Source organism: Burkholderia sp. THE68, assembly GCF_009938265.1.
Lineage (GTDB): Bacteria > Pseudomonadota > Gammaproteobacteria > Burkholderiales > Burkholderiaceae > Caballeronia.
In genome coordinates, this window is sequence record NZ_AP022318.1 from 408225 (window position 1) to 421656 (window position 13432).

At 61.9% G+C, this 13432-nt stretch carries 8 protein-coding genes; all 8 read left to right on the forward strand.

The window, feature by feature from the left end:
• Positions 1-231: 231 nt before the first annotated feature.
• The 8 genes from BTHE68_RS27825 to BTHE68_RS27860 all read left to right on the forward strand — a co-directional run bounded on the left by BTHE68_RS27825 (position 232) and on the right by BTHE68_RS27860 (position 13390).
• Complete coding sequence (locus BTHE68_RS27825; RefSeq protein ID WP_232078113.1) at positions 232-1035, forward strand: ABC transporter permease; 804 nt, start codon at positions 232-234, stop codon at positions 1033-1035.
• Positions 1032-1697: an ABC transporter ATP-binding protein gene (locus BTHE68_RS27830; RefSeq protein WP_162069525.1), complete on the forward strand. Its 666-nt coding sequence runs from the start codon at positions 1032-1034 to the stop codon at positions 1695-1697. Before BTHE68_RS27825 ends, BTHE68_RS27830 begins: the two co-directional genes overlap by 4 nt.
• A complete protein-coding gene (locus tag BTHE68_RS27835) occupies positions 1694-2848 on the forward strand; it encodes a KpsE/RkpR family capsule polysaccharide export protein (RefSeq protein ID WP_232078114.1) in 1155 nt (384 codons plus the stop codon). The genes BTHE68_RS27830 and BTHE68_RS27835 overlap by 4 nt, the downstream gene beginning before the upstream one ends.
• 4 nt (positions 2849-2852) lie before the next feature.
• On the forward strand, positions 2853-4679 hold the full coding sequence (locus BTHE68_RS27840; protein WP_232078115.1) for a polysaccharide biosynthesis/export family protein: 1827 nt from the start codon (positions 2853-2855) through the stop codon (positions 4677-4679).
• A 63-nt stretch (positions 4680-4742) separates the two neighbouring features.
• Positions 4743-5750, forward strand: coding sequence for a phosphodiester glycosidase family protein (locus BTHE68_RS27845; protein ID WP_162069526.1), 1008 nt, complete (start codon positions 4743-4745; stop codon positions 5748-5750).
• Entirely contained in the window at positions 5747-6760 is a 1014-nt protein-coding gene (locus BTHE68_RS27850) for a hypothetical protein (protein ID WP_162069527.1), read from the forward strand. The genes BTHE68_RS27845 and BTHE68_RS27850 overlap by 4 nt, the downstream gene beginning before the upstream one ends.
• Before the next feature lie 84 nt (positions 6761-6844).
• Positions 6845-11323 (forward strand): CDP-glycerol glycerophosphotransferase family protein, encoded by a 4479-nt coding sequence (locus tag BTHE68_RS27855; RefSeq protein ID WP_162069528.1) that lies wholly within the window; start codon positions 6845-6847, stop codon positions 11321-11323.
• A gap of 30 nt (positions 11324-11353) precedes the next feature.
• A complete protein-coding gene (locus BTHE68_RS27860) occupies positions 11354-13390 on the forward strand; it encodes a capsule polysaccharide biogenesis protein (protein ID WP_232078116.1) in 2037 nt (678 codons plus the stop codon).
• Positions 13391-13432: the final 42 nt, after the last annotated feature.

Below are 13432 nucleotides of genomic sequence, written 5' to 3' on the forward strand. Positions count from 1 at the left end.
GTTTGTTTTATTCATATATCTGTAACGGAAGTGTGCTTCCGGGACTCGGCGGGTGCTCTGCGCAGTCGCTCCATTCGGTGATCGGCATCCAAGTGCAGCACGCAATTGAAGCATCGGGCGGCTTTTTTCATTTCGATAGCCCGGCGAGCGCGCTAGCGTCCGGATCGTCGCGCGGCACGGCCTCAACGGAGCTTGCGCGGCGGAAGTCCGACTCACAAGAAACGGCAAGCGATGTCTGACAGCACGCCGTTGAGATCGCAGCGCTCCTCATTGAGCGTGATGCGGTCGGTGCTCTATGCACTCGTCCTGCGCGAAGCAGTCACGCGAATTTCGCTGGAACGCGGTGCGTGGATCTGGCTCTTGCTGGAACCCGGCGAGCACGTGGTCTTCCTGATGCTCTGGCATGGGCTCATCCAGCATCACCTGATTCCCGGCATCAACGCGCCGCTGTTCATCGGGGTCGGCGTGCTGGCGTTCTTCATGATGCGTAGCGTCGCCACACGTGGCATGGACGCGATCTCCGCGAACATGGCGCTGTTTTCGTATCGACAGATCAAGGCGATCGATACGGTATTGGCTCGCGCGTTCCTTGAGGGTTTTCTCTATCTGATCATCTGCGCGCTGTTGATCGTGGGATGCAGCCTCTTCGGCGTCGACACCTCGATGAACGATCCCTTGAAAGTGCTGGGCGCGTTTTTCATGCTGTGGTCGTTCGGTCTCGGACTGGCCCTGACCTTCTCGGCCAGCGCGAAACTCGTTCCGGAGATGGGGCAGATCATCAAGATGTGCTTCGGGCCGATCTACTACATGTCGGCGACGCTCTATCCGTCATCCTGGATTCCCGCTTCCGTTCGTCCGATGTTCTTCCTGAACCCGATCGTAAGCGGTATCGAAATGATGCGAGCCGGTTTCTTCGAGGCTTATCACGAGCCGGATCTCGTGAGTCCGGCCTATCTCGGAATCTGGTCGCTCGTGCTGGTCGTCACCGGCTTGTTTCTGCATGCGCGATTTGGTCGGAGGCTGGTGGAAAGATGATCGTCGTGAAGGACCTGGTGAAGCGATATCGCAGCCATCGCGGTAACGAGCTTGTGCTCGACGGCGTGAACCTCGAGATTCCAAGCCACGCGAAACTCGCAGTCATTGGGCGAAACGGCGCGGGCAAAACGACCCTGCTCAATCTTCTTGGCGGCATGGATCGTCCGACGCGCGGCACGATCAGGCGGACTTGCCGCGTGTCCTGGCCACTCGGGCTGTCCGGCGGCTTCCAGGGTTCCTTGTCGGGCACGCAAAACGCGAAGTTCATCGCGCGGCTGCACGGCGTGCCGGAGAGTCAGTTGCCAGAGAAGCTTGCGTTCGTGCGCGAGTTCTCGGAACTGGGGGCCGGCATCGAAAAGCCGGTGAAGGCGATGTCCTCCGGCATGCGATCCCGCCTTGCGTTCGCTGTGTCGCTTGCATTTGATTTCGACCTGTATCTCGTCGACGAGCTTACGTCGGTCGGTGACGCGGCGTTCCGCAAGAAGTCGCGCGACGCATTTCGTGACCTCGCATCGCGAGCCGGTCTCGTGATGGTTTCGCATGACGAGTCCACGCTCAAGAATTTCTGTGACAGCGCCATCTGGGTGAACCAAGGCCAGGTGCATTGGTTCGAGGATCTCGACGAGGCCCTCGCACGCTATAAAGAAAGTATCACTCGATGAAGCTCTACCCTTCCCATGTTCTTCTGCGCGTGACGCAGACATTTCCGCTCGCGACGGCCAGTGTGCGCACCTGGCGACGTCACTGGCTGAAACTGCTTGTACTGATCGCCATCCTCGGTGCTTCGCTCTACTGGGGGTGCATCGCGTCGGACCGCTATGTATCGGAGATGCACGTCGTCGTGGCGCGCACCGACTCGGTAGCGCGCGGACCGTCGGGCGACCTGCTCTCCGTCATCTCGGGTTCGAGCGAGTCGCGCGATCTGCTTCTATTCAGGGACCGGATGCTGTCGGTCGACATGATGCGGCGGCTGGACAAGAAGCTTCATTTGCGTGAGCACTTCAGCGACTCCCGACGCGATCTGTTCTCGCGCCTGTGGGACCGCGACGCCGCCGATGAGCGTTTCTACAGGTACTACCTCTCGCGCGTGTCGGCGACCTACGACGATTACAGTCAGCTGCTCGTCGTGCGGGCGCAGGGCTATACGCCGCAAATGGCGCAGGCGCTCGCCCAGGCGCTCGTCAGCGAGGGCGAAGCCGATATGAACCGTGAGGACAATCAGCTCGCGGAAGAACAGGTTTCGTTCATCGAAAAGCAACTGGTGACGATTCGCGACCGCATGACGGCCGCGCGTAAAAAATTGCTCGAATTTCAGAACCGCAATGGCCTCGTGTCGCCGACGGCGACGGTTCAGAGCGTGTCGGAAGTCGTCGCGCGTCTCGAAGCCGAACGCGCCGACCTCACCGCGAAGAAGCACGCAATGGAGGGGTATCTCACGGCCAATGCGCCGGACATGATCGAGATCGATTCACAGGTCGCCGCCATTCAGCGTCAGATTGCAACCGAGCAGGGCCGTCTCGCATCGCGCAAGGGCGATCCGCTCAATGCGCTCGTGGAGCAGCAGGAGCGGCTTCAGGCGGAGGCCGTCTTCATGGAGGACGTCTACAAGACGGCGCTCGTCGCGCTCGAAAAGGCGCGCGTCGAGGCCACCCGCAAGATCAAGAGCGTCTCCATTCTCCAGTCCGCCAACCTGCCGCAGGAATCGCTCGAGCCGCGGCGGCTATACAGCGTGATTGTGTTCGCGGTGGTGTCGGTGCTGATCGCGGGTGTCATCTTTTTGCTCGGCGCGATCATTCGCGACCATCGGGATTGAAGTCATGTTTCGTGTCTTTGCAGTAGGTGTGTTGTCGTCGGTTGCGTTGAGCGCTTTTGCCGCGCGTTCGGATTCGCTGGCGGGGACCGATGTCGCGCTTCAGTCTGTCTATGCGCAGCGCACGTCGGCCGCGAGTGCATCGAGTCCCGCGGACGGTTTCAGCCGCGGCATGGGTAACGGGGCATCGAGCGCGATGACAGCGGGCCCGATCGGCGGTCCGAATGCTTCGATGAGCGGCCGGCCATTCTTCGACGATCCGCGCGCCACGCCTGGCGATCCCGCATTGCCCGATAACGCGACGCCCCTTCTGACGCTGACACAGCGCGACGATTACGCCGCCAACTCCGCCAGCGACGTGTTCGGCGCGCAACTCTTCACCGGCGCGTTCGCACGCGGCAAGTCCGTCACCTTCAACGGCGATTACTCGATCTCCATCGGCGATCGAATCCGCTTGCGCATGTGGGGCGGCTTCGACTTCGACGCGGTGCTGACGGTCGATTCCCAAGGTTCGATCTTTCTGCCGCATGCCGGTCCGCTTCGAGTCGTGGGCGTGTCCAACCGCGACCTGCAGGCGGCGGTCACGAGCGCGCTGCGCCGTGTGTTCAGCAGTCGCGTGTCCATCTACGTGGATCTTCAGGCGGCGCAACCGGTGCGCGTCTATGTCGCGGGTTTCGTGCGGCATCCGGGCATGTACGACGGCACGTCGAGCGACACGATTCTTCGATATCTCGACGAAGCGGGCGGCATCGATCCGGATCGAGGCTCCTTCCTCGATGTGCAGGTCAAGCGTGGCAGCGTCGTGCGCGGCACGTTCAACCTCTATGACTTTCTCCTGCGCGGTGATCTCGGCTCGCCGCCGCTTGCCGATGGCGACGTAATTTTCGTCGGGCCGCGTCACAGCACCGTCAGCGTGACGGGGCTCGCGTCGAGCGCACGCCGCTTCGAATTTACCGGGACCTCAACGACGCTCACGCAGATCGCTTCGGCCGCGAAGCCGGACGCGGCGGCCACGCACGTGCGTGTGACGCGCAACGGCGGCACCACGCTCAACGTCGACTACTTTCCGCTCGCCGATGGCCCTTCGGTCTTGCTGCACAACGGCGATCAGATCGAATTCACCGCTGACAAACAGCCCGGCACGATCACCGTACGGGTGGAGGGCGAGCATCGCGGCCAGCAGGAGTACGTGCTGCCTTATGGCACGCGCCTCGGCGCGTTGCTGTCGCAAGTACAGATGACCGAAAGGTCCGCTACGGACGACGTGCAGCTGTTCCGCATGAGCGTCAAACAACGTCAGAAGCAGTTGCTCGAATCCGAACTTCAACATCTCGAAGCCGCGGTATTGACCGCGCGCTCCGGCACGGAGGAAGAGGCACGCTTGCGCAAGGACGAAGCGGCGCTTGCGCTGCAATGGGTCGATCGCGCCCGCAAGATTCAGCCGACCGGACAAACCGTGATCGGCACGGGAGAGGTGCGGGACAACTTGCTGCTGGAAAACGGCGACGTGCTGCGCGTCCCGGCGAAGGACGGTCTCGTGCTCGTGGGCGGAGAGGTGCTGTTCCCCAATACGATCGCGGCCAATGATCGCTTTTCCGTCGACGACTATATCGCGCAAGCCGGTGGTTACTCGCAGGATGCGGACGGCTCTCGCGTGATCATCGCTCACCTGGACGGCACCTTCGCAGACGCGCGCCGCGACAAGGCGATCAAGCCAGGCGACCAGATCATCGTGTTGCCGAAGGTCGACTTCAAGACGCGTCAGTTCGTAAAGGACATTGCGCAAATTCTTTATCAGATTGCGATCAGCGCGAAGGTGGCGCTCGGGTTGTAAGCGCGTCGCGTAGTCGCCATGGCGAGCATGCGAGATTTATCCAGCAACGAGCGAGGAAACGAGATGCAGTGGGCAAGGTGGATTTCGGCCGCGTGTTGTGCAGTGCTGCCTGCGCTGGCATGCGCGGGCGGGCTTGGTCTCGGGACGCTGGAAGGCACCTATGACAACGGCGAAGGGACGGTGCCGGTGAAGGGCTATGTCGCTGTCGTCGAGATGGCGGCGGATGTCGTGCCTGTCGCGACCGAACCGGATGAGGCAGCGTGCGGTGCAAGCGCGCCGCTTCATCGCGAGACGACGCTCGCGTGGCAGGCGAGAACCCGGGCGCTGCTCGCGATCAACGCCGGATTCTTCTGGATGCCCGCGCACGACGTTCCCGAGTGCCAGTCTGCGACGTATCCATACAAAGCCTATGACTTTCAGGCCAGCCTGCCGCCGTTGGCGGGTCATGCGCCGGCCGTGCTCGCGCTCAGGAAGAAAGGCGCGCCGGCAATCGGCTACGCGGATCACGTGGACGCGAGCCGCTTCGATGTGATCGTTTCGGGTGACTGGATTCGCGGGAAAGACGGCGCGGTCGTGCATCGGGAACTGCTCGTCGACGAGGCTCACGTGAATCCGACGCTCGATCTCGAGCCGCGCATCGCGGTAGGCGCTCAGCGCGACACGGGACGTCTGGTGATCGTCATGGTCGAGGGACGCCGGCAGGATTCGAAAGGTCTGTCGCTCAACGGGCTTGCGAGCGTGATGCAAGCGTGCGGCGTGACCGACGCCATCAACCTCGACGGCGGCGGGTCCGCGACCTTCAGCTATGCCCCGGCGCTCGAACCGGTCGCGGTCAAAGCGTTGAAGCCGATTCCGCTCAGTCAGGTCTGCGACCCGGAAGCGTTGAAGACAGGCACGCTGGCGCTAGCGATCAAACAACACTCGCTCGACGCGCCCCTGCGCTCTCACGCGCCCGGTGGCAAGGAAGTATCGGAAAGCGGGCCGGACAAAGGTTATCGCCGCGTGCTCACGAACCTGGGCTTTCGCTTCGGGGAGCATGCCGCGCGTGAATCGGCGGAGGCGGAGAAATGATCACCGCGCTGGTTCCCGTCGACCTCGCGCGCCGGCCCGTGGATCTGTTGAGACGCGTCGCCCGGCTGCTGGCTCGCGCACAGGCGCAAGGGCTGCGCGTCGTCATCGGACACAATCATCGCGGCGGACTCTGCGATCGAATCCTGAAGAGGCTCTGTGCGCATCATGGTGCGGTGCTGGTGAGCGGCACGTTCTATGACGGCGAGGTGAACATGGCGCGTCTGCGCAATGAAGCCATCGAACACGTGAAGACGCCGCTCACGCTTTTGCTCGATGCCGACGTGTACGTCGACCGCGATGTTCTCGCGAGCGTCGGTGCGTCCGTCCTCGCAAACGAAAGGCCGTTCCAGGTATTGCCGTGCCTGTATCTGTCGCGCCGTGGCTCGGCCGATCTGGTTCGCCATCGCGTGATGCCGGACACTCTGCTGAACGACTATTTGCGTTTTCGCCGCGCGCCGTTCCTGCATATGGCGATTCCAAGTTCGGTCACGGTGTTCCGCACAGAGGACTATCGCCGGGCCGGTGCGTTCGACAGTAACTTCAGTGGTCATGGCTATGAAGATCTCGACTTCCTGATTCGTCTTGGCTGGCTTCACGACGCCATTCCCCGCTCGAACGAGATGCTGATCGACGCGCCCGCCCGTGCTCCGCTGCTCGCTTCCGGGTTCCGGGGACAACTCGCGCGCCTTGCCTTGCCTTCGCTCCTGCGCGGCCAGGTGGCATTTCATCTTTGGCATTCGACGCGTCGGGACATCTACTACGAGGCGCGCACGCGCAATGCGAGCCGGTTCAAGCAGAAGCTCGCCGACCAGTTGCCATCGGCGGCGGTAACTGCAACCGCGCCCGTGCCTTCGTTCGATCTGTCGCTAATCGGCGCATGGTCGGACATGTGCCGGCGCTACAACGTCGACGTGAACCGTTATTCGGTGCTGTTCGACAACCGGCCAGGCCATGCCGACAGGCTCGATACACCCATGCGCCGGCTGAAGTTTCTGCTCGGCAGTTATTGAAGCGGTGAACCCCGCATCGTAGACACGCGCGTGTCTTTTGGCAGCCGATAACCGCGTCGCCGCACATCAAATCACGAGTCGCACATGAGTACATTTGGAAAGAAATTTCGCAAGCTTCGCCGCGATCCGGGCAAGTTCATCGATGACTTCATCGAGAATCGCAAGCGCCAGCTTGCCGCGATACGAGGCAACTCCAAGACACCGTCGGCGGCCGGGTCGGTGAAGAGCGCGCGGCGATATTCGGTGGTGAGTGCCGTGTATAACGTCGCGCCGTATCTCGATGAGTATTTCCGCAGTCTGGTTGCACAGACGCTCGACTTTCGGGATTGCATCGAACTCGTCATGGTGGACGATGGGTCGCCGGACGACTCGGCGCGCATCATCAGGAAGTGGCAGCGCAAGTATCCGGACAGCATCAAGTATGTGCGAAAGGAGAACGGTGGCCAGGCGTCGGCGCGGAATCTCGGACTCGAGTTTGCGACTGGAAGCTGGGTCACGTTCATCGATCCGGACGACTTCGTTTCGCCCGATTACTTCGAGCAGGTAGACAAGGTCATTGCGGCGGCGAAGCAGCCGCCGGCGATGGTGTCGTGTAACTTGATCCTCTACTTCATGCAGGGCAAACGGATCTCCGACACGCATCCGTTGAAGTATCGGTTCGCGAAAGGCACGCAGATCGTGGACTTCTCGAAGTCGACGGCTCACATTCAACTGTCCGCGCCGACGGCATTTTTTGACGCGGAAGTGATCGGGCGCAATGAAGTCAGGTTCGACGAGCGCATCAAGCCGAATTTCGAGGACGCCCACTTCGTCAACAGCTACCTGTTGCACACGGAAAATCGGCGCTCGGTATTCTGCGAAGCCTCGAAATACTATTACCGCAAGCGCGCCGACGGCTCCTCCACACTCGATACCTCGTGGGAAAAGGAAGGTCTCTACGCGGACGTGCTGGAGCATGGCGTTCTTGCGTTGATGCGCAGCTGGTCTGAGCGAACGGGTGGCGTGCCGGTGTTCGTACAACGCGTGGCGCTCTATCACCTGATTTGGTACTTCAAGCGTCTCGTCAACAAGGACGACCATCTGGCGTTTCTGAGCGCCGAGCAACGAACGCGATTCGTCGAGTTGCTGCACGAAATCTTCGCTCATATCGATACGGACACGATCGAAAAATTCGAACTGGGTGGCATCTGGTTCATGCAGCGAGTCGGCCTGATGGCGATGTTCAAGGGCGAAAACCCGAAGTATCAGATTGTCTATGTCGACGGCGTCGACTTTGCCCGTCAACTGATCAAGTTGAGATACTTCGCGGCGGCGCCGGCCTTTGAATCGTTCCGGTTGAACGGCGTTGAGATCGCGCCTGTATTTGCGACTTCGCGCAGCCACATTTTCGCCGGCTCACCCTTCGTGCAGGAGAGGATCGTCTGGCTGCCTCTTCGGCAACACGCCAGCCTGTCGGTCATGCTCGATTGCGAGGAAGTCCGTTTAACGCTCAAGGGCAAGCGATATGCATCGCTGGCGACTGTCGAAATCCGCGCACATTTCGAGGCCGACCGGCGCAATGCGTCAGGAAGCCGGGGTTTGACTACCCGGATCGTCCGTTGGCTGGCGAGACTTCCAGCAGTGCAGACTAAATATCAGGGCGCGTGGGCGTTGATGGATCGCGAGGTGCAGGCCGACGATAACGCCGAGCATTTGTATCGGTACTTGCAAGAATCGCGGCCTGAGATCAATGCTTTTTTCCTGCTGGCGCGCTCATCGCATGATTGGAAGCGGCTCAAGCGCGAAGGGTTTCGGCTCGTCCCGTTCGGTGGGCTTCGGCATAAGCTTTTGATGCTGAATTGCTCGCACTTCGCGTCATCGCACATCGACGCGTACATTCTCAACGTGGTGTCGCCCAAGCTGTTTGGAAGTCTGGATTATCGTCTGACTTTCCTGCAACACGGGGTGACGATGCACGACATGTCCGACTGGTTCAATTCCAAGGCGATCGATTGCCTCGTGACGTCGGCTCCGCGCGAGTTCGACTCAATCGCGAGTGCAGGAACGCCATATAAGTTCTCGACTCGGGAAGTGGTATTGAGCGGATTTCCCCGTCATGACCGGCTCGTCCGTGCACCTCTTCAACAAAAAATCGTGCTCGTCATGCCGACGTGGCGCAAATCCTTGATGGGCGCAACGGTGCCTGGGACGTCTCGCCGGGACATGAATCGGAACTTCGCGGAGAGCACCTACTTCCAGGAATGGAACGGTTTGCTTCGTAGCGACGCGCTTTCTGACCTGGCGCGGGCTCATGGATATCGCATCGTTTTTTATCCTCATGCGAACGTGCAGTCCTACGGTCATCTATTCGATCTTCCGGACAACGTTGAACTCTTATTGCATAACGACGGTAGCATCCAGGATGTATTCGAATCAGCAGCGGTGATGATCACGGACTACTCGTCGGTCGGCTTCGAGTTTGCGCTGATGCGACGGCCCATCGTGTATTTTCAGTTCGATCGTGCGGAAGTGTATTCAGGCAGTCATATCGTCAAGAAGGGCTATTTCGACTTCGACGCCGACGGTTTTGGTCCGGTATGCGAGCAGCGCGCAGAAGTGCTCGAAGCAGTATCCGCGATTCTCACGAACGGCGGCCAGATGTCTCCCGAGTATCACGCTCGCGCCGAAGCTTTCCTGCCGTTGCGCGATGGCCGCAACTGCGAACGCACCTACGAGGCGATCGCGGCGCTCGACAAACCCGCCGTCGCATCTCCGCTCACCGCGAAGCAGGCAATCGAAGGTCTCGAACAGGCGATTGCGGCGGAAAAGTGGAGCGTCGCCGTTGAGCGGGCTGCATCCATCGAAGCGATGAGCGGACTCACTTCGGAGCAACGGACGCAGGCTGCGCTACGCAGCTCGCAGGCTTGGCGCAGGCTCGGCGACGCACATGCGGCACGAGGTGTCCTCGATACCGCGAACGTCGGGCCGCAGAGGGACATCGCGGCCGCGATCGAATACGCCGAAATCGCTTCGATGTTCGAGGACTGGGACGAAGCCGCTGCACGCTGGGATCACGTCGTCACCTGTGTTTCGGACCTGCATGACGCGAATGACGCGCAGGTGTCCGTCCACGCGCGGCATCAACTGATTCGCGCGCTGATGCATGCGAAGCGCGACGCCGACGCGCTGAAGCATGCCGCGCAACTGCTCGACGGCCCGGCGGATGATCACGTCGCACTGCCCGAGTTCGCGCACATGAGCCGCGCCGCATTCGAGATGCACGACTTCGCGCTCGCCCGACGCTTCGCGCTCGCAGTGCTCAGCTCGGCGCATCCCGATGTCGATGCCGAAACCACCGGACGCGCGATGGCGACGCTGGCGGCGCTCTCCGAAGCGCAGGGCGATTTCATGATGGCGCGAGGCACGTGGATGCGAGCGCTGCGCCTTACCCCGCTGTGCGAAGTCAGCGCGGCCGCATTCGATGCGCTCGCAGACGAGCAGGAGACGTGGAGTGACGTTCGCTGGACGGAAGCACACGAAGCATCGTCGATGTTCGTCGATAGCCTGGGTGACATTCAAGCCAGCGAATCGGCGCATGAACTCGACGTTGCGCTGACGCTGTGCGCAATGCATCGTCGGCTTGGCGAGATCGAGACTGCGCAGCAGATTCTCGGCATGGCACAAGCGATGTATCCGGACGACGTTTTCGTTCATCTCGAAACGGCTGAACTGGCGCTCGCCATCTGCGACTACCTGAGCGCGGAAAAGGGATTCGCGAAGGCCGACGCTACGCCTTGCGGTTCGCGGCTCGGCCGCGTCGCTCGCGGCCTCGTTATCGCGCGGCAAGCGCTCGGCAAGCTGAAAGGCCTCGATCTGTTCGCTTCGGCACTCATCGCAAAACGGCCCGCCGATCTGGAGGCGGTATGCGCGTTCGCGTCCATCGCATCTGCCGAATCACGATGGAGTGTGGCATGCGACGGCTGGCGCAGCGTACTCGCGCTGATTTCACCGGACGATTCAGCCGCGCACAATGACGCTTCGATGAAGCTCGTCGAAGCGTTGCGCGCCGATGAGCGACCGGAAGAGGCGCAAACCGTTTTGTCGGCCATGCTGGAGAGAAGGCCGGGCGATATCGCCGTCATGCGAGCCTTGGGTGAAGTCGCGACGGAACGCGAGGACTGGACGCTCGCAGCGGCTACGTGGAGCAGGGTGGAGCATGCGGCGGCGTCGTTGTCGGAACGCCGTCACGCTTCCCGGATGCTCGCTTTCGCCCAGTGGTGGTCGGGCGACGAGGCGCTGGCACGCGAGCGCCTGTGGCGTGAAGTCGAAGCGAGTGCCTTCAGCGCACTTGCTGCTGACGATGTTGCACTTGCAGCACGTCAGATGTCGGGCGTGACGCTCTGCACGCACGGCGGCGCGTCGATCCGCAACGCGGCCGAGACTTCGTCGGAAAAGACCATCGGTCGCCCGGCCGCGCGCGATTATCTATTATTCGATGATGACGGCGCCGCCCGGCATCCCAATGCCATGCTGATCGCGCCGAATCCAGGTTCGGCGTTCGTAGACGTCGATGGCCATGTTTGATCGCTGCAAGAAGGCTTCCGCTCCATAAAGATGAATGATCATCGCTTGAATATCGCCGTTACTTCGGCTGGCATCGTCAGCCGTCAGTTCATCGACGTGCACCTTGGCGCGCCTGTCGACGTTCTCCGCCGGTTCCGACGCGATCTCGCGGAACGATATTCGGCGATTGCGGGCTGGGGCAATAAACGCAGCGGGAAACTTGCGCGGGAACTGGCGGGGCAGAGCGGTTTGCCCTGCTGGCTCCTCGAAGATGGTTTCCTGCGATCAGCGGGGGATGGCACGGACACGCAGGCGCTGTCGCTCGCCATCGACGACATCGGCATCTATTACGACGCGCGGCAGAGTTCGCGCCTGGAACAGCTCATCGCAACCGGGTGTCCACATGAGTCGCTCGATCGCACCCGCGCACTGATAGACGCATGGCGCGCGCATCGGCTATCGAAATACAACCATGCTCGAGACTGCGTGATTGCGCAGCGCGATTACGTGCTCGTGGCCGATCAGACGAACGGCGACGCATCGATCGACGGCGCGCTCGCGACATCCGACGCGTTCAGGAAGATGCTCGAGGCCGCGCTCGACGAACATCCGGGCAGCAAGGTCATTCTGAAGGTTCACCCGGATGTCTTTGCGGGCCGCAAAGCCGGACATTTTGATGCGCTTACGCCGGGCATGGCGTCGCGGGTCGAGGTCCTTGGGCAGCATATTCATGCGCCCGATCTTATCGAGCACGCGAAGGCGGTCTATGCGGTCAGCTCGCAGATTGGCTTCGAGGCGCTCCTCTGGGGGCGCGCGGTGCGCACCTTCGGCATGCCGTTCTACGCGGGCTGGGGTCTGAGCGCTGACGCCCTTGTCCCGCCTGAGCGTCGCCGGGTCGTCACGCTGGAGGACCTGGTGTTCGCCGCGCTCGTCGCGTATCCCCGTTATGTCGATCCCGAGCAGGGCGTGCGCTGCGAGGTCGAGACGGCGATCGAGCACATCGCATTGCAGAGGCGGATGCGCGCGCGGTTCCCTGAGACCATTCACGCGCTTGGATTCTCCCGATGGAAGAAGCCGATTGCCCGAGCCTTCTTCGGTGGCAGCGACGTGAAGTTCGTGCGCCACGTCCGAAAAATACCGGCCGGCGCGCAGGCGCTGGCCGTCTGGGGGAGCAAGGCGGTCGATACCGCTTCGCCCGATGTTGGCCGCATGCTCATCCGGGTCGAAGACGGCTTCGTGCGTTCGGTCGGACTGGGCGCGGCGCTCGTCAAGCCTTCATCGTGGGTGCTCGATGATCGTGGTGTCTACTATGACGCGCGAGCGGCGTCGCGCATCGAGCATATTCTTTCGCACGCGCAGTTCGATTCGGCACTGCTCGAACGTGCGGCGCGTTTGCGCGAGAGCATCGTTGCCCGGCGCCTCACCAAGTACAACCTGGGCGGCACGCAGTGGCGGCGTCCGGCGTCGGCGAGCCGCGTCGTGCTCGTCGCCGGGCAGGTCGAGGGCGACGCGTCGCTGACCTATGGCGGCGTGGAGATAAGAACCAATCTTGCCTTTCTGGAAGCGGTGCGGCGTGAGGAACCGGATGCCCACATCGTCTACAAGCCTCATCCGGATGTGGTCGCGGGCTTGCGTCCCGGCGCCGTGCCGCGCCACGAGAGCTCGCGTCTTTGCGATGAAGTGCTTCACGATCATTCGATCATCGATGTGATCCGCGAGGTCGATGCAGTGCACGTCATGACGTCGCTCGCGGGCTTTGAAGCACTTCTGCACGGCAAGCCGGTGACGGCGCACGGGCTGCCGTTTTACGCGGGCTGGGGCCTCACGGACGACCGGCATCGCGTCGCGCGGCGTGAACGGCGCATCTCGCTCGACATGCTGGTTGCGGCGACCCTGATTCTCTACCCGACGTATGTCAGCGAGACGACCGGCCGGTTCACGACGCCAGAACGCATATTGTGTGAACTCGATGCGCGCCGTTCAGCCGGGCGGGGGTCGCCGGCCCGCAATGTCTGGCTGGACGGAGCACTTCGACTGGCGGCGCGCTGGCGCTCGCTCGTCGGGCCATCGCGACCTCTGCGGCCTTGATCCGCGGTGCTTCGACCAAGCCGGCGCGCGGATTGGACGAAA